Below are 20,509 nucleotides of genomic sequence, written 5' to 3'. Positions count from 1 at the left end.
CGTACCCATGCGCTGGGGGGACATGGATGCCTACGGCCACATCAACAACGTGCAGGTAGTGCGCATGCTGGAGGAGGCACGGATAGCGGCCTTCGGCCCGCCCCGTGGAGCAGGCCTGCCCGGAATCGAGCCTCAGGTTGCCCTCTTCAACGACGTTGAGGAGGGAACCCTGGCCCTGGTGGTGGAGCACCGGATCCGTTACGTGCGGACCCTCGAATACCGGAATGTGCCTGCCGTGGTTCAAATCTGGATCGGTGGTGTCAAAGGCGCCAGTTTCGACATTCACTACCTTGTGCAAGATCCCGTCACTCGCGAGGATTGTGTCAGGGCCACCACCCACCTGGCCTTTGTGGATGAGAGGACAGGCCGCGTGTTGAGGCTGACTCCCGATCAAAAGCAGAGGCTTGCTCCATTCGTCCATTAGCTTCAACGTCCCAATCAGTACCTGAAGAGGAGCCGAAGATGGCAAGCAAGAGACGGGCCGACAAAAAATCGTTCAACCGGACCAAGTGGAAGGACATGCCACCGCAGGCGCGCTTTGGGATGGTACTGGTGGGAGCCATCCAGCTCACCCTGCTCTTTGCCGCACAACGTGACATCTCCCGGCGTCCGGCAGAACAGATCAGGGGCAGCAAGACGATGTGGAGGCTTGCGACATTAATTAATTTCATCGGCCCGGGAAGTTACTTTGCCTTCGGACGGAAGAAGTTACCAACAGTAAAGTAGGCAGCCGGCGGGCAAGTGAAGCCGTGTCGGCTCCGACTCGCCGATGCGGCTTCAGAAATAAAACTTCCATGGTGCTGACACCCAGCTTAAGGCTGTAAATTTGTCGGATGACCCCTGCCCTAAAGACTTCCATGCCCCGTGCCCTCGGTATCTCCAAGGAGATCGAAGATGCCGCCTGGTTCGTACTTGGGGCCGGTCTGCAGGGGAGACCTTCGGCCTTGGACGGTCACACGCTGACATGGACCGCTGACGCTGCCTCTGAGCTCCTGGACCGCTTGGAACGAGGGGTCTCGGACTCCAAGGCGCCCATGATGACCAACCTTCGGGAGAACCTCCAGGACGCTTCGCGGAACGCCAAACAGCTGGCCGTGGAATTGCTCTTCCTCCAGTCTCTTCCGCTGGCACACGAGGTCAAGTCGCTCAAGGTCAAGCGCGCCAGGGTTGCCGAAGCAGCTTCCTGGCTGGAACCCCCTCTCGAGTTGCCCAATGAGCTGTACCAGGGCATGACGGACCATGGCGTCATCCGCGACCGCACCGCTGAATTCAACTGGACAATCTGGGACCACCTGAAGTGGCTGTGCCGCTTTGTTCAGCACGTGGACCAGCAGCCAACAGCTGTCATTGCCGATGCCCTCCAGGATCCGCTGTCCTTCCACCAGCTTGCGGTGGGAACGCCTGAGGATCAGCCGGCGATCCGCCGAAGCATCGAGTACCTCGCCTGGCCCAGCTACTTCGAACCCGTCGTGGCTGATGTTGAGCGCCAGGAAATCAGGGATGCTTTCGCGTCCCTGGTGGGCGGGGCCAAGGGTGACAGCGATGAGGAAATCACCGCCGACATTCACCGGATTCGTCTGCACCTGGATGAACAGGCCGGGCAGCGAATCGACTGGTACTCCCGGCAGCTCGTCAGCCAGTGGCGAAAAGTCGGGGACCCGGGGCGCCGTGCCTGGCTCTTGCGCACCCACCACGACAACAGCGAGCTCCTCACCACCTGGCAAGGTGACGAGAAGGTGACTCTCGACGTCGAACATCTCCGCTTGCTTGACGCCGGCGTCACCGCTGGGCTCGTCCAGCATGCGGTCGATGAGGACTACAAGCATCTTGGCTATGTGGAACGCGAAGACACCAAGACCGCAGTTTTTGGTTTCCTCAGCGTCATGAAGCCCGGCGACCTTGCCCTCTACCAAAGTTCCGGCGGTGTCCGGATAGGCGTGGTGCTCGGCGAACCGGAACAGAACGACGACAACCGGCGGATACACCGGAAGGTGCGCTGGTTCGACGAAACGCACACCATGACCGATCTTCCCCGCCATGTCCAGCGCCAGCTCGCTGCCTCAGGCATCATCGTGGACGTGACCCGGGTGATCCAGGCCCTGCAGGCGCTGTTGCCGGCCGAGGCGGAAACTGAGGACGACGACGCCGCACCGACCGCCGTCGTCGATCCCGTTCCTGAAGGGTTCCGTCCGCTGACACCGGAATTCGCCGCGTCGCTGCACATGGACCTGGAACCGCTGCAGGAGATCGCCGAACTTCTTGAGGAGAACCGGCAGCTTGTCCTTTACGGCCCGCCCGGGACGGGTAAAACCTACCTGGCCAAGCACCTCGCAGCGGAACTGGCAGGGGACGCCACGGACGAGCGTGTGAAGCTTGTCCAGTTCCACCCCTCGTACGCCTACGAGGACTTTTTCGAAGGCTTCCGCCCGGATAAGACCGATGAGGGGCAGGTGTCCTTTAAGCTGGTGGCCGGGCCTTTGCGGCGGCTGGCCGAGGAGGCAGCCAAGCCGGGCAATGAGACCAAGCCGTACTTCCTGATCATCGACGAGATGAACCGCGCCAACCTGGCCAAGGTTTTCGGTGAGCTGTACTTCCTCCTCGAGTACCGTGACGACCGCATCTACCTCCAATACAGCCCCAACGAGCCGTTCACTTTGCCGGACAACCTCTACATCATCGGCACCATGAACACCGCCGACCGCTCGATCGCCATGATGGACGCTGCCATCCGGCGTCGTTTCTCCTTCATCGAGCTGCACCCGACAACCGAGCCGGTGAAGGGCACGCTGCTGCGCTTCCTGCAGTCCCGCAAGCTGGATACGACGCCGGCCCTGCTTCTGGACGCGCTCAACGAGGCCATCGACGAGTGGGACCGTGACCTGATGATCGGGCCGTCGTACTTTATGAAGAAGGCAGCGCAGACGCCCGCAGGGCTTCGCCGGATCTGGAAGTATGAGCTGATGCCGCTCCTGGAGGAGCACTATCACGGCCAGCTGAACCGGGCTCAACTGGAAGAGCGGTTCGGCCTGGACCAGCTGCTGGGTCGTCTTGCGGACCGCTGAGTTGGTCTTGGAGTCCGCCAAGCCGACAAGGCAGACTGCTCAGCCGACCTCGCAGACTCAGCCGACCGGGAGGGGCATCCAAAAGCCGCGGCACATAGTCCTGGATGAGCTGTCCGGCGGCGTCGTCGACAAGCTCGACCCCGCCAGTGCTGCGTTCATCAACTCCAGCGGGTTGGCCAAGGCATCACCCATGGGCCTTGGCCTGTATCGGATCGAACCGGTGGGAATGGTGGGGTCGGTCCGGACCGGGACCGTTCAGTTGGATGTCAGGCCCAAAGACCGGCTGGGTTTGAGCCGGCTCCTTTTCCTGCTGAGCTACGCCGGCAATCAGGGTTTCCGCGACGATGCCGTAAACGCCGTGGAGGACTCGGAGCTTTGGAGCGCTCTGGCCGAATCCCTCGCCCAATTGGCAGAGCGGGCACTGACCCGCGGCCTGCTGCAGGGGTACCTGAATGTGGATGAATCCCTGCGGACGGTGAAGGGGCGGATCCGGATTTCGGACCAGATCTCCCGCCGCCCGGGCATGCTGGTACCACTTGAAGTTTCCTACGACGAGTTCACGGAGGACATCCCGGAAAACCGCATTCTCCGGGCTGCCTTGGACCGCATGTCAAAAGTCCCCGGGGTCCGTCCGGACGTCTTGAGCAGGCTGCGCCAGCTTAAAGGAAAGCTCGACGGCGTCACCCGGCTTCAATCGGGCGCTCCGCTGCCGCGCTGGCGGGCAAGCCGGATGAACCTGCGGTATCACGCTGTACTGCGCCTGTCTGAAGTCATTCTCAGGAATGCTTCCGCCGAGGCTGGCGAGGGAGACCAGCACACCGCCGCATTCGTGGTGGATATGTCGCGGGTTTTCGCCGACTTTGTGGGGACGGCCCTTCGGCACGCCATGGCTGCCTACCCCGGTGAAACAAGGCTGCGGTACGACGCGATGCTCAATGAGGCAGTCAGGGATTCTGATCGGCTCACGGTCACTCCCGACGCCGTCCACCTTCTGGGCGGACGCCCGGTGGCGGTGTACGACGCTAAGTACCGGGCGGCGTCGGACATTGGCGCTTCCGTCTCAGCGGACCACTTCCAGATGCTGGCCTACTGCACAGCGCTGCAGGTTCCCACCGCCTGGCTGGTGTACGCGGGCCAAGGCGAAATAAAGCTGCGCCGGATCCTGAACACGGATATCGACGTCGTGGAGTACCCCATCGATTTGTCCCTTCCGGCGCCCCGGATTCTGGAATCCATTGCGGACCTTGCCAAGGAATCGTGGGGCGACGTGGTGCGTCAATCACGGGACGGCTAAGATCCCTGCGGCTGAGGCCACCCTTACGGCCAAGCCCACTCTTGGCCCGGGATCATGCGACTTCTGAGGCCACTTTTCGGGCTGCCTGGCTCCGGCTGCGCAGGGACATGAGGTGCTGCAGGAGTGCCCGCTCCGGATTACCCACGTTCAGGCTCAAGCACAGCCTCAGCGTGTCCCGGACTTCTGAGCCCTCCGGCTCACTCTCTTCGAGGATCGACTCGATGATGTCCGACGCCTGATGGCGCAGCGTCTCAACATCAAGGAACGTGTCAATTGTTCGGGGGATACCGGCGTCGGATCCGCTCTCAGGCGCTGCTGCTTTGGTCATCCGTTTTCGGGACATCGCATACTCTCCTAGGTCAGTTCTACCTTTGGGGAGACCACCTGCCGGTTTGAATAAATGGTACCGGCAGGAGTGAGATCTGTCTCCTGTAGCTTGCCTGGGAACGGCCTGTGCAGTGATTTACACCGGCGATTTAGACCGGCACGCGGAAGGTGAAGGTGCTTCCTTCGCCCACCGCACTTTCGAGCTCAATCGTGCCGCCGTGTGCCTCGATAATTGCCTTGCTGATGGACAACCCCAGTCCGACACCTGGGATGGTGGTGCTGCGTACAGTGCCGGACCGGAAGAACTTGGTGAAGGCGTGGGCCTGGTCATGTTCGCTCATTCCCATCCCGCTGTCCCTGACCTCGCATACGAGATATCGATCATCCGGCCGCAGCGAGACCACCACCTCGCCGCCATTAGGAGAGTATTTGATGGCGTTGGAGACCAGGTTGTCCAGAACCTGCGAGATCCGGGCCGAATCCACGTGGGCGTCCATCGTTGGTGGAGTTTCCGCAAGGAGCCGCACGCCAGAGTTGTCCGCACGCGGGATGGCAGCACTCACGCTTGCCCGCACCAGCTCGGCCATGTCTGCCGGACGTGGGCTGACGACGAGCTGGCCCCTCCGGCTGGCCAGCAAGTCCGAAACTAGCGAAAGCAAGCGCTCTGAGTTGCGGCGGATGATCTTCAGGGGGTAGGTGTCCGCTTCCGTCAGTTTGCCCTCGTCCATGAGGATCTCCACATACCCCAGAATCGACGTCAGCGGTGTGCGGAATTCGTGGGACACGTTGGACACGAAATCATCCTTGGCCGCCAGTGCGTTTACGAGTTCGGTCACGTCCCCAAAAACCACCACGGAGCCGACGAAGTTGCCGTCCCGATCCTTCATAGCACGCGCGCTGGTACTCATGGCCCGCTGCTCATGGCCCTTCCCGAGCCATACGAGGTAGTCAGTGAATGTCTCTCCCCTAACCGCGCGGCGGACAGGCCTGGACTCGGGCGGCACCGGGGTGACGCGGTCGGCCTCGAAGACCAGCAGCTGCGTCTCGTCCGGATCGTTGGTGTCGGGAGGCGTCGCGAGTCTGTGGTGCGCGCGCTGCTTGCGATTCATCAGGATGTCGTGTCCGTCGGCGTCGACGGCCACTACGCCCAGGTGGACGGTTTCCAGCACTGTGTTGAGGAGGTCTTCCTGCCGGGTGCTGGCAGTAAGTGCGGCTATCAGCTGTTCGTCTTTCGCTTCCAGATCCCGTTGCTGCCGCATCATGCTCAGCGTCAGGACACTTACCGACATGCCGATCCCCAAGGTAACTACGGGCAGCAGCAGGGACCGGGCAGCGTCCTGCCCATTGAATTGCCCGTGCACAATCAGCGGAACCCAAATGATCGCCAAGGGAGCAAAGAAAGATGCGGCGATGGCAGCGCGGGGATACAGGCCCGAGGCGCACAACCAGATGACGGGCAGGACCGCCATCAGACTGATACCGGTGAGGCCTTCCTGTCCCCCTTCCCGGCCCAGTCCAATGGAAATGAAATCCAGTAACGGAATGACGAGGAAGCTGGGATAGGGGAGCCGATCCCAAGGCACGGCGTAACAAAGAACCAGGATGACAGCCTGTGAAAGGAGGAAGCTGATGAAAAGGGGATGAGCCAGTGACGACGGAAAATAGGCCATTACCAGCACCGCAGTAAGGGCCGTAGTCACTGACAACGGCATTTGACTGAGGCCCACGCGGCCACGCATGGAGTACTTATGGAAAGGCCGCCTGAAAAACATTAGGCGCCCTGATGGGATATTCCACGTTTTGTCCGCACTCATGCGCATAATGCCGAAATAGGGTGGGTTTCTGCATCCATAACAACAGGGTATCCGTCGGGAGCTATACTGCAGACGGGGGCTAGCGGACTGAGGGGGCTGCGATGAGCGAATCACGTGTAGGTCTTGTCATTGAAGACGACGAGGACATTCGAGGACTCGTGCGTGTCGTCCTGGCGCAGGCCGGTTTTGATGTGCACGCTGCCAGTACTGGTTCAGAGGGCGTCGAAGCAGCCAAAAGGCTGAATCCGGCCGTTATTACCCTGGATCTTGGCCTGCCCGATATCGACGGCTTTGAGGTTGCCCGGCAGATCCGCCAGTTCTCTGATGCTTACATCGTGATGCTTACGGCGCGTGCCGAAGAGCTGGATACCCTTATCGGCCTCGAGTCCGGCGCGGATGACTATCTCACCAAGCCATTCCGTCCCAGGGAACTGCGTGCGCGTGTCGCGGCGATGATGCGGCGCCCCCGGTCAGATTCTCCCGCATCCGAACCTGCAGCTGCCCCTTCCTCTGAGCAGCTGATTGTCCATAATGGCCTGGAACTGAGCTACGAGGCACGAACGGTCGTTGTGGACGGGGTGGAGCTCAACCTGACCCGGACCGAGTTCACACTTTTGTATTCGCTGCTGGAAGCAGGACGGCGCGTCCGGACAAAATCGGAGCTGGTGCGCCGGCTTCGCGACGAGCCGTACGACGTCGGCGGGTACATTTCCGACGCCGACGAACGGTCCGTTGAGGTCCACATGGGAAACCTGCGGAAGAAGCTAGGCGACACTCCACAGAACCCCCGCTGGCTACAGACGGTCAGAGGCATTGGTTACAGGCTCGCTCCTTCTCAGGAATGATTCACCTTTAGGCGCCAGCTGACAGGAACTCGTCCAGTTGGTGTTCGAGTTGTGTCAGATTCTTGAGCTCGCATTCCCACACGGTGAGCACTTCCCAACCTGACCGTTCCAGCTGGAGGCGCTGATCGGCGTCGCGCTTTCTGGTCTTAGTCCGCTTGATTTCCCAGAAGTCTGCATTGGCCTTTGGCGCATGTTGGCCTACCCGGCACTCATGAAAGTGCCAGAAGCAGCCGTTGATAAAGATGACTTTGCGCCGGCTGGCAAAGACAAGGTCCGGCCTCCCGGGCAGCTTTCCGCCGGACGCCATCCCGTGAAGGCGGTAGCGGTACCCCTTGGCGTGCAGAAAACGGCGCACCAGCATCTCTGGTTTGGTGTTTTTGCCTCTGATCCGGGACATATTCCAGCTACGACGCTCAGGTGTCAGCCGATCTGCCATGGTTCCAGTCTAAGTTTCCGGGTGCCTCCGCGGGTTCCCCGGCCTTTGATGCAGTGGGGGCGCCGAGTTCTGGGAAATGCAATTTGTTGGCTGGCGCTGGATAAACGATCCCTTTCCTTGCGAATTCTTCGTGATGGACGTTTTATTGCGTTGTCTTCCCTCCATATGACTTTTTATTTGGGTGCGGTGGTGGTAGAAAGCTACTTCAGGTGCCTGTGGATAACTTTGACCTAGTAATTGTCACCTCAGCTACCCTTTAAGCATTGTTCGGACCAAGAGTCACGAAAACTATCGGGGGACAGCTGCTCATGACTGCTCGCAATTCCGTCCACATGCGCCTACGTGTTCTAGCGGCAGCGGCGGTCACCGCCGGCGCAGTGGCGGTCTCAGCGTGCGGTGGCGGCGCCCCGGGCGGAAGCGGGACACCCTCGACCCCCGCACCATCCCAGTCACCATCCAGTGCAAGCCCTACGCCGACTCCCAGCGCTGCCTACAAGCCAGCCGATTCAAAGGGCAAGGCGCAGAACGTCCCTGTCCCGGTTATGCCTGAAGCAGCCAAGGCGGAGACCAAGGAGGGGCTGGAGGCCTTCGCAAAGTACTGGTACGCGCTGCTGAACTACGCATATGAGACAGGCAACCTTGAGCCGATCAGGGCTCTCGCAGCTCCCGGCTCCTCCTGTGCTATGTGCGAGAAGATCTTTCCAGCCGTGGAGAAATGGAACATCGAGGGACGCTGGGTTGAAGGGGCAAGGATCGAAGTTCACGCACTCCAAACGAAGTTCACGCAGACACCTGCAGGAGAATATCAAGTTGCTGTTCAGTCTCAACAACGTGCAGGAACGCTTCGGAATGCGGATTCAACCGTTGGGCAAACCGTCCAGGAAACGAGCATGCTCGGTGACCTGCTCATAGCTAAGTTCATCAGCGGCGCCTGGTTAGTCACCAACGTCGACAGATTAGGCGGATAGTGAGTGGATTCCTGGGGGAGGAAAACGCTGTCATGGCTAATCGTTCTAGCTTTCCTGGCTTTCGGTACCTTGGGTTACCTGCCCGTAGCGAAAGCACAAGAAGGAGATTCCGATCTGTCATGGAATGGACCCGGAATTGGAGTCTGGCGATTCGATCCGGGACAAGGGGTCTGGGTGGATTCTCCGAGTGCTATCCCGGACGACCCCAATCTCTATAAATTCGAGTACCTGTGTCTTGACGGCGGTAAAAACAACTACGACGTCGCCTGTCTTGCCGGTGCTCCTGAATGTGACGAGGGAGAATCGGGAAGGCCTGTACGTTGGTTCTCATCGCTTCGAGTTTTCGATCCACCAATGTGGTCGCCCATCAGGCCGGACCGGTGCGTTTACACAGAAGACCCAGCAGATGTGTTGGGTCAGATCGCTGCACAGATCCAGACTAAGTTTGAGCAATTACCCGTAGTGGCAGGTACTTCAGGGATCCAGCCCAATCCGCACACGCTCAAGGGCGCCGAAACCAACTTTTATGCAGAAGCGGCAGAGCAGACTTTCACCGTAGACATGCTCGGGCAGAGCGTCGCCATCGTGGCAAAACCGGTGCAATTCCAATGGGACTACGGGGACGGCGCAAGCCTTGGGCCCACCACGTTGATGGGCGGTCCTTTGCCAGAAGATCGTTGGGGCGAAAAGACCCGGACCAGCCACGTTTACACCGAAACCGGGGACTTCCAGGTTGTGCTGACCACCTACTTCCAAGGCACCTACTCGGTAAACAATGGACCGGACTTGCCTATCCCGGAGCAGGGGCAGTTCAGTTCACCTCCCCAGACCGTCAGCGTGTGGAGATCGATCACACGCAACTACGCTGACGATTGCATCGATAACCCACAAGGCCAAGGCTGCCCAGGAGTCCCAAGCGTCCCATAGCCCTTCGTCGGGCCCAAAGGTGATGTGCGTCTCACGCGGAATAGTTGCTTGTGCAAACAAGTTGCGGAGGGTGGACCCTCTTCACTATCAAAGGATTTGCACATGTTGTTTTCTCCGCTGACTCTTGGCGAGCTCGAACTGCCCAACAGGCTTGTAATGGCACCGTTGACCCGCGTCCGTGCAGGAAAAGAGGGTGTTCCGGGACCCTTAGTGGCAGAGCATTATCGCGAGCGGGCCTCTTTGGGGCTCATTGTCAGCGAGGGAATCTATCCCAGCCATGCAGGCCAGGGATATTCGGGCCAGCCCGGACTCGTTACGGATGCGCAGCAGGCAGGATGGGGAAACGTTACGTCAGCCGTCCGTGCCGAAGGTGGCCGGATTTTCGCCCAAATCATGCACGCCGGCAGGGTCAGCCATGAAGCCGTCAACGGTGGGTATGAAGTGATCGCTCCGAGCCCCATCGCCATCGACGGCGAAATTCACACACCGCTGGGCAAACTGGCCTACCCGAAGCCCCGGGCGCTGGGAACAGGGGAGCTGCCTGCAATTATTCAGGAGTTCGTTCAAGCGTCAGTGAACGCCGTTTCGGCAGGCTTCGACGGCGTCGAGCTTCACTCCGCCAACGGTTACCTTCTTCATGAATTCCTCAGCCCGGCATCCAACCAGCGCGATGACGTTTACGGTGGCTCTCCTGAGAACCGTGCCCGCTTCGTCATCGAGGTTGCCCAAGCTGTGGCTGCTGTGGTCGGCGGCGACCGCGTGGGTATCCGCATCTCGCCGGAACACAACATTCAGGGCGTTCTGGAAACGGACGCATCCGATGTCCTGGCCACCTATGGAGCGTTGGTTGATGCGATCGAGCCGCTGAACCTCGCGTACCTGAGCATCCTCCACCAGGATCCTTCAGGCGAGTTGATTCAGGGCCTCAGGAAGCGCTTCGGGGGACCGTTCCTGGTCAACTCCGGCTTCGGGATGGTGACCACCCGCGATGAGGCTATGGGTCTGGTGGCCGACGGTCACGCCGATGCCGTCGTGGTCGGTCGACCGGCTATAGCCAACCCGGACCTGGTCCGCCGATGGCGTGAAGGTTTGCCCGTGAACGAGGCAAACCCCGCAACGTTCTACGGTGATGGTGCCGAGGGGTATACCGATTACCCGGCGTACCAGAACTAATATCCAGCTGCAGTGGCAGCGGGGTACCGCAAAACGGGCGCACCGCGACGGTGCATCTAGCTGGGTGCGGTTCCCCGCTGGCATAGGCCGATGAATCCGCCAAGTTGCGCCAGGCCCTCCGGATGGGAGGGAAGGTAGTTTGTCAGCTGGGGAGATCGCACCACCACGGCGCGCCACTTGGCCCGGGAAACTGCAACGTTGATCCGGTTCCGCGATAGCAGGAACTCGATACCCCTGGGAGCGTCAGCGACGGCAGAACATGCCATGGACACGATCACCACGACGGCTTCCTGCCCCTGGAATTTGTCGACGGTGCCGACGCGAACTGCTCTGAGCCCGGCCTCGTCCAAGGCATCCCGGACTACGTTTACCTGAGCGTTGTAGGCCGCCACGACCAGAACGTCCGCTTCGCCCAGCAGGCGGCTCCCGCCGTCGTCGTGCCATTTAAGCCCGAGGTGTCGGTGGACTTGTTGGACTACTGCTGTTGCTTCCTCAGCGGAGGACGTGGTGTTTCCGCTGTGGGGGACAAAAACGGTCTCGATTCCGGCCGGAACACCGTCGAGCATGCGCTGATCCGCTGCCGGTGAGGATTCCAGTCGTCCGTCGTAAGAGAGCTCTGAGACTGCCCTGCACAGCTCTGTAGTCATCCGCCAGGAGTCCGCAAGAAAATAACCCAGCTCGGGCGGCAGCGTCGAGTGGCCGTCCGAAATCCAGCCCAGTGCAGACTCGTTGACGGGCTCAGGGTGAGTGCCTTGGCTTACCTGGGGAAGCTGCTGCGGGTCGCCGAGCAGCAAAAGGCGAGGGCTGGCTTGAGCAACTGCCAAGGTGTTAGCGAGCGAGAACTGTCCGGCCTCGTCTATGACCAAGAGGTCCAGCGAACCGGCGGGGACAGTGGCCCCTGTCATCGTCCAGGCAGTTCCGCCTACCAGCGCCCCGTCGGGGGAATTGAGGAGCCGTTCCACATCGGCGGCAGATCGGTTGTCCCACGGAAGGGAGTCGCTGTGCTTGACGTCTTTGGCGACTCTGCCCGGGTCCACTCCAGCTTTTTGGACAGCGGTCCGCATAAGATTCTCGATCACGGCATGAGACTGAGCAACGACTCCTACCTTCCAGCCACGTTGAACCAAACGCGCGATCACATGGGAACCTACGTGGGTCTTTCCTGTGCCAGGAGGGCCCTGAACGGCCAGGTAGGAGCGGTCCAGATCCAGGACAGCATCGGTGATGGCATCGATAAAACGGTCCGGTCCCTGTCCGACCTCCAGTAGGGCAGCACGGTTCCGAAGGCGGGGCGGAACCCTCCGGACCAAATCCAGACCCGGATGTTCAGGGAAAAGGGGGTGGCCCGGTTTGCTGTCCAACAGGGACGCTGCCACCTGGTCGGCCAGAGAAGCCAGAGCCTGCTCCAAACTTTTGGTGGCGAGGGGCTGGTCCTCGGTCAGGGCGATGGGTACAGAGGCGTAGGGGTCGATTTTGCGATGAAGCCGGTCCCGGATGATGACGGTGTCCTGACCGTCTTCATGCCCCAATTCCAGGATTTCCGTTCCGAACCACCCGCCTCGCCCACCGCCGTCTTTCCCCGTTCCTTTCAGTCCGGGCGGGAGCGGGCGATCGTACATTCGGAACCACGTACTGCCGACACGCAGATCCGACCCTGCGCTGACGCTGCCTGTGAGCTTCACTTTGCGTTCGGGCAGCTTGCCTCCCTCTTTGCGCCAGTCGTCCAGGATTTCTGCCTGCTCGACGAGGAAGACATTCCGGTCGTGATGATGGCTCTCGGGTCCGTTCTCGCAGCGGTCGAAGTGGGCCCACCAGAACGACTTCCGCTCGCGGCGGTGATAGCTGACGGCCGCGGCTACCATAGCAACGGCGTGGGCATCAGGATCGGGCCCGCGGTCCTCGATGGTGCCGGCAACCTTGGCGGCTTGCGTCCGGGATTTTGCCCACTCGTCCAGGAACGTGTGCAGGACGATCTCCGATTTCCTGAGGTCATTAGCAGCCGCCACAGCCTCACTTTTATCTTTACGTTTTGGAGAGTGATCCGCTTGTATGGAGTCAGCTAAAAAATCGCCGGATGACGATGAATCAGGCTCGATGCCGTGTTGGCGGGCGAGGCCAAGAAGCCAGTTCCTCAGTTCCAGCGTGGAAACGCAGTCGTACTGGTTGTAGTCCGAAATTCCGGCGAGGATTTCGGCCGCAAGATCGTCCAGTCCGTTATCGCGTGCTTCGCAGAAATCAGCGTAGGCGACCACAGAAGCCCCTGCGTCAGTGACGTCTCCGGAACGGAGATTGTTGCCCATGTACAGCGGCTCAAGTCTCTTGATGCTGTAGGAGTTCTCGGAGATGCGGATACTGTTGCGGACAGTCTGATAGAGGTCAACCAAGAGCCCGTCTCGGAGCCATTGATCGACAATGTCTTCACCAGCAACGTGCATCACTGAGAGTTTGCGCAGCGCCGTCTTCTCATAGGCGGCGTAGTGATAAACGTGCATGTCCGGGTATTGGGCCCGCCGGTCTTGTACATAGTCAAGGAAATCCAGGAAGGCCTGTTTTTCGGCGGCGCGGGTGTGTGCCCAGAAGGGCCTGAACACCCCGGCCACGCCCGGCTTGACCGGCGCTTCAACCACACCGAACAGATACTCCAGACCCCAGGTGCCGGTTGAATCTTCTTGCCACAGGGGGTCTCCTTCAAAGTCGAAGAAGATGTCGCCGTCGTCAGGAGGTGGCAGTTCCCTCAAAGTGTTTTCGGGGATCACTCGGTAGCTCAGAGCGTGTTCTTCGCCGTCCTTGACGTAGCTGACGCTTCCGTCCACTGGCCCAAAACCGGTCTGCATCCGTGCCTGGTCCTGCAGCCTCAGGAGCGGGGGATTGGCGTCGGGAAAATCTGCTTCCGCGAGCTGATGCACAGTAAAGATACCCTGCTCCTGAAGTTTCTTGCGTTGGCTGGAGTTCATCCTGGCCACCAGCAGGACATCATCCGTAGCCTTGACCTGTTCCTGGCAGTAATCGCACCTTCCACAGGCCACGACTCCAGGTGCCCCCCAGCTCACGGGGACCGGGACAGCCCGGTGCTCGCCAACAAGTTCCAGGAAACGCTCACGCCGCTCCCGGAAAACCGGGAGGATGTCCGCGAGTTTGTGGCTGCTGCGCACGTTCTCGAAGCTCCCATCAGCGGTGATCACTGTGGCGCCAAGGATCAGCGTAACCAGCGGGTCGGGCTCCAGACCTGCTCCCAGCAGTTGATCACCATAGGCAGCCAATTGGAGCAGTGCCGTGACTTTTGCGTGCCGGGCGAGTTTGGTGTCGTAAACGGCGTACCGACCGTCAGGCTGTTTCACGAGAAAATCGGAGCGCCCGTGGAAGGTGCCATCAAAGAACGCAGCCTGGAAAACGACGTCGGCGCCTGAATGCAGAGCTGCGATGGATTCCGCATGTTTGGCCCGCAGCGTGGCGCGGTCCATCTCAGCGGAGGGCGCGACGTCGTACACGCCGCGTTGCCGGGACGGGTCCCAAGGACCGAACTCTTCAATGAACTTGTCCAGTACTTTGTGTTCGTGAAGGTCGCCAAGCTTCGCTGTTCGTTCCAGCATCGCGTCGGTCTCGAAGATAGCGCGCGGGGATCGTCCGAGTTTTTCGTCGAGTTTCCGAAGCAGTTGGTATTCGCACGTGGCCGCTGTCACGAGGTCACTGGCGGAGAACACCAGGTCCTGTTCCCGCGCGGGAACTTCTGGTTCAAGAAGAAACACGGCGTCCCCGCTCCTCATTGATGCGTCGTGACATGGCTGCCACCTTGGTGCCGGCTTAAGTTGGCTTGTAGGCGCTAACTCCGTTGGCCGACCTTCTGTTGCCAAGCTATCAAAGGCGGCTGACATTTTTGCTTCCAGCATTAGCAGCCTGTTGAAGCCGGGTCCCGAGAGGTAGGGTCTGAGGCATATGACTGACAAGCAGCCCTCCGCGAACCAGCCCGCACCTGCGCGTGCGGACGCCCTCTTGGCCGACGGTCCCGCCTTCGAAGCAGCCGTCCATGCCGCTGTGCAGAGCTTGCGAGAAGGTGGAATTCCCATCGGTGCAGCCCTGGCGAGGGGAGGCGAGGTGATTGCCAGTGGCCACAACGAGCGTGTACAGAAAGGCGACCCCATTGCCCACGGGGAGATGTCCGCCCTCCGCGCAGCTGGCCGGCAAAAGAGTTACCGGGACACGACGCTGTACACCACCCTTGCCCCGTGTGCGATGTGCACAGGCACCATCATCCAGTTCAAGATTCCGCGGGTGGTAGTGGGCGAGGCCCGGACCTTCCCGGGTGAGTTTGAGCTCCTGCGGTCCCGCGGCGTCGAGGTGGTGGTTCTGGACGATCAGAGGTGCATCGACATGATGGTGGCCTTCCAGCAGGAACACCCCGAGCTCTGGGCAGAGGACATCGCCGAGTAGGAGGCCTCCCGCCGTCGACTTGGTGAACGCCCAGGCGTAGGCTGGATTTGTCGGCGCAAGCCGGGGGCCTGCGTCGATATTTCAATCGATGAAGGAGGACCAATGAGTGCTGTCCGTGAATTCATGACTACGAACGCCCGATGTATTACGGAAAATCAGTCCCTCGTGGATGCTGCACGGATGATGATGGATCTTGACTGCGGTTCGTTGCCGATCTGTGGTGATGACGGCAGATTGAAGGGCATGATCACCGACCGGGACATCGTGCTCAAGTGCGTTGCCGCTGGACGTGATCCAGGCGAGATGATGGCCCGCGAGCTCGCCACCGGCAAGCCCCACTGGGTCGACGCCGACGCCAACATTGACGAAGCCATCGAAATGATGGAAAGGTACCAGATCCGGCGTCTACCGGTTATTGCCGACCACAAGATGGTAGGCATCATTAGCCAGGGAGACATCGCCCGCAACTACTCTGAGGAGAAAGTGGGCGAACTGGTGGAGCACATCTCGGAACGCAAGAGGATGCAGTCCAGCAGCTCGTAAGTCAGACAAACTCATAAGCAAACCAGCGCCACGGAGACCACTCTGTGGCGCTTCTTTCTGCTCCTGTATGTGCTCGATCAGACAGGCCTCCGGGACTGGCCTGAGAGAATGTCGGCGGGGTAGGGCAAAATGATTCGGGTGAACCAGCTACAGCAACCCACGTCTCCTTCCGCCACGCCTGACGCCGCGATCCATGCCCAGATCGCCCAGGAACTTGGGGTCAAGCCCTGGCAGGTGAAGGCTGCTGTGGAACTGCTCGACGCCGGATCAACGGTGCCATTCATCGCCAGGTACCGCAAGGAAGCCACCGGGACGCTGGATGACACCCAACTCCGTGAACTTGAGGAACGCCTCCGGTACCTCCGCGAGCTGGAGGACCGCCGTCGCGCCGTCCTCGAGGCGATAACTGCCCAAGGCCAGCTGACTCCGGAACTTGAGGCGGCCGTCGTCGCGGCGGACACCAAATCCCGGCTGGAGGATATCTATCTGCCATTCAAGACCAAACGCCGGACCAAAGCGCAGATCGCCAAGGAGGCCGGGTTGGAGCCGCTGGCTGACTCCCTGCTCAAACATCCCGAACTGGATCCCGAGCGTGAGGCCGGAAAATATCTGAACGCGGAGCACTCCATTGATGATGCCGCCGCAGCGCTCGCTGGAGCCCGCTCAATCCTGGTCGAGCGCGTAGCGCAGGACGCCGATCTTGCCGCAACTCTCCGAGATCGGCTTTGGGCACAGGGCCGGATGGTTTCCCGAGTGAAGAAGGGCAAGGAAGCAGAAGGCCAGAAGTTCGCGGACTACTTCGAGTTCTCCCAGGCTCCCAACGGGATGCCATCCCACCGTGTACTGGCGCTGTTGCGGGGCGAGAAGGACGGCGTCCTGGACCTCGATCTCGCAGAAGCAGAACCGTCCGACGACGACGCCCTCGCCAGTGCGCGCGCCCGTTACGAGTCCGCTGTGGCCAGGTTCCTCGGAGTTTCTGACCGGGGGCGCCCCGCAGACTCATGGCTCATCCAGACCGCACAAGTGGCGTGGCGGTCCCGCGTCCTTGCCCGGCTGACGGCCGATCTTCGGACCCGGATGTTCGCCGCTGCCGAAGACGAAGCCGTTCGGGTGTTCGCCAATAACCTCCGGGATGTCCTGCTCGCCGCACCCGCCGGCAACCGGTCCACGCTGGGACTGGACCCAGGGCTCCGTACAGGCGTGAAGGTTGCGGTAGTGGATGGCACAGGGAAGGTGGTGGCCACGGAAACCATTTATCCCCACGCGCCGGTCCGTAAGTGGGACGAGTCATTGGCAACCCTGGAGCGCCTTGCCCGGCAACACAACGTCGAACTTATCGCCATCGGCAACGGAACAGCATCCCGGGAGACGGACAAGCTGGCCACGGACCTCATCAAGAGGGTGGGGGCCAGCACCGGCAGCAAACCGCAGAAACTGGTGGTATCCGAGGCCGGGGCTTCCGTCTATTCCGCATCCGCCCTGGCCGCCGCCGAACTGCCAGGGATGGATGTTTCGCTCCGCGGTGCCGTATCCATTGCGCGGCGGTTGCAGGATCCACTGGCCGAGCTCGTGAAGATCGAGCCGAAGGCAATCGGTGTAGGGCAGTATCAGCACGACGTCACTCCGGCCAAGCTGGATCGGAGCCTGGACGCGGTCGTTGAGGATTGTGTGAATGCCGTGGGCGTGGACGTCAACACGGCCTCGCCTGCGTTGCTAAGCCGGGTAGCCGGAGTGGGTCCGCTTCTCAGCGAGAACATCGTTGCCTACCGGAACGAGAATGGACCCTTCGCGAAGCGGAGTGAGCTCAAGAAAGTCCCGCGACTGGGCGCCAAAGCCTTCGAACAATGTGCCGGGTTCCTGCGGATCAGTGGAGGGCCTGAGCCTCTTGATGCCTCCAGTGTTCACCCCGAGGCTTATCCTGTGGCACGCAAAATCATGGCAGCCGCTGGAGTGAAAACGGCTGCTCCCGGTGCCGGGGGCGGTCCTTCCGTTGCCGCGGGTTCATTGGCGACTATCAACGCCCAGGACTTTGTCGAAGGAACTTTCGGATTGCCCACGGTGAAGGACATCATCTCGGAGCTGGAAAAGCCCGCACGTGATCCGCGCCCCGCCTTCGCCGCTGCGGCCTTTGCCGAGGGGATCGAGAAGATATCAGACCTCCGGCCAGGCATGGTCCTGGAGGGGACGGTGACCAACGTGGCAGCCTTTGGGGCCTTCGTGGATGTGGGGGTGCATCAGGACGGCCTGGTCCACGTCTCCGCGCTTGCCAACCGCTTTGTGTCAGACCCCCGTGAGGTGGTCAAGTCCGGGCAGGTTGTCCGGGTCAAGGTATTGGAGGCGGATCCCGAGCGGAAAAGGATCTCACTCACCTTAAGGCTCGACGACGAACCGGCTCAGGCTCGCCCTGCGTCCGGTAGCAGGCCCGGCCAATCCAACAAGCCGGCACAGTCCAGCCGGCCAGCTCAGGACGGGAAGCCTGGCCAGGGCGGGAAGCCTGGCCACGGCGGGAGGCCAGCTCAGGCGGGCAAGCCAGCCCAGGGTGGCAATCAGGGCCAAGCCAATAAGCCGGCGCAGTCCGGCCGGCCAGCCCAACCAGCTAAAACCACCCAATCCCCTAAACCGGCACCCGTGAACACGGCCATGGCTGAAGCCTTACGAAAGGCCGGGCTCGGGAAATAGGACACGGTTGGCTCCGGATGCCTGCACCATGGGCCCAGCGCGGGCCAGGCAGGGAGGCCACCCAGAACTAGCATTGACGCATGACGTTCACCGAGCCGGCTCCGTTCACTACCAGGCCCACGCTGCAAGGCACGTTCGGGATGAGTGCCTCTACCCACTGGACGGCGACGGCGACAGCCCAAGCCGTGCTTGAACGCGGAGGCAACGCTTTCGATGCCGCCGCAGCAGGAGCTTTCGTGCTCCACGTTGTCGAGCCCCACTTGAATGGGCCGGGCGGTGACGTGACAGGCGTATTTGCCACTGCGGCTGAACCAGAAAGGCCAGTGGTGCTGATGGGCCAAGGCCCTGCCCCACTGAGTGCAACCCGGGAACACTATTTGGCTGAAGGCCTCGACATGGTTCCCGGATCAGGGGCATTGGCCGCAGCCGTTCCTGCCGCCGTCGACGCCTGGCTCCTGCTGTTGCGGGACCACGGAACGTGGGAGCTGGAATCCGTACTGGAGTTTGCGATCGGATACGCGCAGGACGGCCATCCGATGCTGGAGCGCGTCGGCCACACTATCGCTGCCGTCTCCGGGCTGTTCCGAGACCATTGGCCCACATCAGCGGAATTGTGGATGCCGAACGGCAAGATTCCTGCTGACGGTGAGCTCATTCGGAACCCGGCCTATGCCCGCACGCTTCAGCGACTGCTCGAAGCCGGGAGTTCGAAGGCCCTGTCCAGGGAAGGTCGGATTGACGCCGCTAGACGCGAGTGGCGGGAGGGCTTCGTCGCACATGCAATCGCGGATTCGGTGAAGATCCCGCACCGGCATTCCTCTGGAAGGGATCACGCTGGGGTGCTGGCGTTAGAGGACCTCGCGCGCTTTGAGGCGGGTTTTGAGCCCGCGACGACTTTCGATTTCCGCGGCCACACCATAGCGAAGACTGGACCGTGGGGGCAGGGTCCGGCACTTCTGCAAACCCTGGCGATTCTTGAGGGGTTCGACGACGAGTATCTTGACCCTTCCACTGAACTTGGAATCCACACGATCCTGGAGTCGCAGAAACTGGCGCTGGCTGACCGGGAAGCGTATTACGGCGACACGGATGTGCCGCTCGAGTACCTTCTGTCGGCCGAGTACTGTGAGGCGCGCCGGCGTCTCATCACAGAGGACGCCTCATTGGAGTTCCGCCCCGGAACAGTGCCGGGTCCAAAACCCTACATGCCACCTCTTCGCACCGAGTACGTCCCTGCGACAGCGGGACAGATGCCAGCAGGTCTGGGCGAACCAACAGTGCAACCGACGGGGGAGACCCGCGGCGACACCTGCCATATTGACGTCGTAGATCGTTGGGGCAACATGATTTCCGCAACTCCTTCCGGCGGCTGGCTGCAGTCGTCGCCAGCGATTCCCGAACTGGGTTTCTGCCTGGGCACCCGCCTGCAGATGACGTGGCTGGAGCCGGGAACTCCCTCAACTCTGTCGCCCGGAAAGCGGCCGCGGACGACTCTCACCCCTACCTTGATCGTTCGCGACGGCCACGCTGTGACTGCTTTGGGATCTCCAGGTGGTGATCAGCAGGACCAATGGCAGTTGCCCTACCTCTTGCGAACCATCGTGGGTGGCTACTCGCCGCAGCAGGCCATAGATGCGCCAACGTTTCACACAACGTCTATGCCCGGTTCCTTTTGGCCTCGCACCTGGGAACCAGGTGGGGCGGTTCTCGAAGACCGGCTAGGTGCCGACGTCATTGCGGGTCTGGAGCGCCGAGGGCATCGGATCACCATGGCTGGAGGTTGGACCTTAGGCCGATTGTCCGCTGTGACGCGGGATCCCCACACCGGGATACTGCAGGCTGCGGCCAATCCCCGTGGTGCCCAAGGGTATGCTGCCGGGCGATGAGCCCTTGAATCGGGCCCTCGTATTGGTGCCCTCCCGGTACAGGGGCGGTGTCTGCTCGGTACGGGGGCGCGGACGCGCCACATGGGCAGAGGCACTTCCGGCAGTACTGGGTTTCTGCGAGGCTGGG

Annotated in this window: 16 protein-coding genes; 12 read left to right on the top strand and 4 right to left on the bottom strand. The window is 61.1% G+C overall.

What is annotated here, in order from left to right:
- Positions 1-7: 7 nt before the first annotated feature.
- From MU551_RS19880 to MU551_RS19865, 4 genes are all read left to right on the top strand, one after another.
- Positions 8-424 (top strand): acyl-CoA thioesterase, encoded by a 417-nt coding sequence (locus MU551_RS19880; protein ID WP_247048281.1) that lies wholly within the window; start codon positions 8-10, stop codon positions 422-424.
- Positions 425-462: 38 nt separating this feature from the next.
- Positions 463-726 carry a hypothetical protein gene (locus MU551_RS19875; RefSeq protein WP_247048280.1) on the top strand — a complete coding sequence of 88 codons (264 nt, stop codon included), beginning with the start codon at positions 463-465 and terminating at the stop codon, positions 724-726.
- A 107-nt stretch (positions 727-833) separates the two neighbouring features.
- Positions 834-3,062, top strand: coding sequence for an McrB family protein (locus MU551_RS19870; protein ID WP_247048279.1), 2,229 nt, complete (start codon positions 834-836; stop codon positions 3,060-3,062).
- 76 nt (positions 3,063-3,138) lie between these two features.
- Positions 3,139-4,356: a 5-methylcytosine restriction system specificity protein McrC gene (locus tag MU551_RS19865; protein ID WP_247048318.1), complete on the top strand. Its 1,218-nt coding sequence runs from the start codon at positions 3,139-3,141 to the stop codon at positions 4,354-4,356.
- A gap of 52 nt (positions 4,357-4,408) precedes the next feature.
- On the opposite strand, the gene MU551_RS19860 is transcribed toward MU551_RS19865, so the two are convergent.
- Together MU551_RS19860 and MU551_RS19855 are read right to left on the bottom strand one after the other, a co-directional pair.
- A complete protein-coding gene (locus tag MU551_RS19860) occupies positions 4,409-4,699 on the bottom strand; it encodes a hypothetical protein (RefSeq protein ID WP_247048278.1) in 291 nt (96 codons plus the stop codon).
- A gap of 133 nt (positions 4,700-4,832) precedes the next feature.
- Positions 4,833-6,497, bottom strand: coding sequence for a sensor histidine kinase (locus tag MU551_RS19855; protein WP_247048277.1), 1,665 nt, complete (start codon positions 6,495-6,497; stop codon positions 4,833-4,835).
- A 101-nt stretch (positions 6,498-6,598) separates the two neighbouring features.
- Between MU551_RS19855 and MU551_RS19850 the strand changes: the two genes are divergently transcribed.
- Complete coding sequence (locus MU551_RS19850; protein WP_247048276.1) at positions 6,599-7,342, top strand: response regulator transcription factor; 744 nt, start codon at positions 6,599-6,601, stop codon at positions 7,340-7,342.
- Positions 7,343-7,349: 7 nt separating this feature from the next.
- Here MU551_RS19850 and MU551_RS19845 read toward each other — a convergent pair whose 3' ends face one another.
- On the bottom strand, positions 7,350-7,778 hold the full coding sequence (locus MU551_RS19845; protein ID WP_247048275.1) for a very short patch repair endonuclease: 429 nt from the start codon (positions 7,776-7,778) through the stop codon (positions 7,350-7,352).
- A gap of 308 nt (positions 7,779-8,086) precedes the next feature.
- Between MU551_RS19845 and MU551_RS19840 the strand changes: the two genes are divergently transcribed.
- The 3 genes from MU551_RS19840 to MU551_RS19830 all read left to right on the top strand — a co-directional run bounded on the left by MU551_RS19840 (position 8,087) and on the right by MU551_RS19830 (position 10,846).
- A complete protein-coding gene (locus MU551_RS19840; RefSeq protein ID WP_247048274.1) occupies positions 8,087-8,746 on the top strand; it encodes a DUF6318 family protein in 660 nt (219 codons plus the stop codon).
- 174 nt (positions 8,747-8,920) lie between these two features.
- Positions 8,921-9,673 (top strand): hypothetical protein, encoded by a 753-nt coding sequence (locus tag MU551_RS19835; RefSeq protein ID WP_247048273.1) that lies wholly within the window; start codon positions 8,921-8,923, stop codon positions 9,671-9,673.
- A gap of 102 nt (positions 9,674-9,775) precedes the next feature.
- Positions 9,776-10,846, top strand: coding sequence for an alkene reductase (locus tag MU551_RS19830; RefSeq protein ID WP_247048272.1), 1,071 nt, complete (start codon positions 9,776-9,778; stop codon positions 10,844-10,846).
- A gap of 56 nt (positions 10,847-10,902) precedes the next feature.
- Here MU551_RS19830 and MU551_RS19825 read toward each other — a convergent pair whose 3' ends face one another.
- A complete protein-coding gene (locus MU551_RS19825) occupies positions 10,903-14,592 on the bottom strand; it encodes a TM0106 family RecB-like putative nuclease (protein ID WP_247048271.1) in 3,690 nt (1,229 codons plus the stop codon).
- 187 nt (positions 14,593-14,779) lie between these two features.
- On the opposite strand from MU551_RS19825, the gene MU551_RS19820 reads away from it, so the two are divergent.
- The 4 genes from MU551_RS19820 (at position 14,780) to MU551_RS19805 (ending at position 20,382) form a co-directional block, all read left to right on the top strand.
- Positions 14,780-15,274 carry a nucleoside deaminase gene (locus tag MU551_RS19820; protein ID WP_247048270.1) on the top strand — a complete coding sequence of 165 codons (495 nt, stop codon included), beginning with the start codon at positions 14,780-14,782 and terminating at the stop codon, positions 15,272-15,274.
- A gap of 102 nt (positions 15,275-15,376) precedes the next feature.
- Positions 15,377-15,817 (top strand): CBS domain-containing protein, encoded by a 441-nt coding sequence (locus MU551_RS19815; protein WP_247048269.1) that lies wholly within the window; start codon positions 15,377-15,379, stop codon positions 15,815-15,817.
- Between the two features lie 138 nt (positions 15,818-15,955).
- Positions 15,956-18,496, top strand: coding sequence for a Tex family protein (locus MU551_RS19810; protein WP_372489903.1), 2,541 nt, complete (start codon positions 15,956-15,958; stop codon positions 18,494-18,496).
- A gap of 80 nt (positions 18,497-18,576) precedes the next feature.
- Entirely contained in the window at positions 18,577-20,382 is a 1,806-nt protein-coding gene (locus MU551_RS19805; RefSeq protein ID WP_247048267.1) for a gamma-glutamyltransferase family protein, read from the top strand.
- The last annotated feature ends 127 nt before the right edge of the window (positions 20,383-20,509 follow it).

The organism is Arthrobacter rhizosphaerae (assembly GCF_023062595.1).
In the GTDB taxonomy this organism is placed as follows: Bacteria; Actinomycetota; Actinomycetes; order Actinomycetales; family Micrococcaceae; genus Arthrobacter; species Arthrobacter rhizosphaerae.
The sequence above is the reverse complement of the archived record's forward strand: the minus strand, read 5'-3'. Positions and strand labels throughout refer to the sequence as shown.

Excerpts from the sequence above, each read along its gene's own strand:
- MU551_RS19880 (WP_247048281.1), top strand. The coding sequence starts at position 8 with ATGCGCTGGGGGGACATGGATGCCTACGGCCACATCAACAACGTGCAG.
- MU551_RS19875 (WP_247048280.1), top strand. The coding sequence starts at position 463 with ATGGCAAGCAAGAGACGGGCCGACAAAAAATCGTTCAACCGGACCAAG.
- MU551_RS19870 (WP_247048279.1), top strand. The coding sequence starts at position 834 with ATGACCCCTGCCCTAAAGACTTCCATGCCCCGTGCCCTCGGTATCTCC.
- MU551_RS19860 (WP_247048278.1), bottom strand. The coding sequence starts at position 4,699 with ATGTCCCGAAAACGGATGACCAAAGCAGCAGCGCCTGAGAGCGGATCC.
- MU551_RS19855 (WP_247048277.1), bottom strand. The coding sequence starts at position 6,497 with ATGAGTGCGGACAAAACGTGGAATATCCCATCAGGGCGCCTAATGTTT.
- MU551_RS19850 (WP_247048276.1), top strand. The coding sequence starts at position 6,599 with ATGAGCGAATCACGTGTAGGTCTTGTCATTGAAGACGACGAGGACATT.
- MU551_RS19845 (WP_247048275.1), bottom strand. The coding sequence starts at position 7,778 with ATGGCAGATCGGCTGACACCTGAGCGTCGTAGCTGGAATATGTCCCGG.
- MU551_RS19840 (WP_247048274.1), top strand. The coding sequence starts at position 8,087 with ATGACTGCTCGCAATTCCGTCCACATGCGCCTACGTGTTCTAGCGGCA.
- MU551_RS19830 (WP_247048272.1), top strand. The coding sequence starts at position 9,776 with ATGTTGTTTTCTCCGCTGACTCTTGGCGAGCTCGAACTGCCCAACAGG.
- MU551_RS19820 (WP_247048270.1), top strand. The coding sequence starts at position 14,780 with ATGACTGACAAGCAGCCCTCCGCGAACCAGCCCGCACCTGCGCGTGCG.
- MU551_RS19815 (WP_247048269.1), top strand. The coding sequence starts at position 15,377 with ATGAGTGCTGTCCGTGAATTCATGACTACGAACGCCCGATGTATTACG.
- MU551_RS19805 (WP_247048267.1), top strand. The coding sequence starts at position 18,577 with ATGACGTTCACCGAGCCGGCTCCGTTCACTACCAGGCCCACGCTGCAA.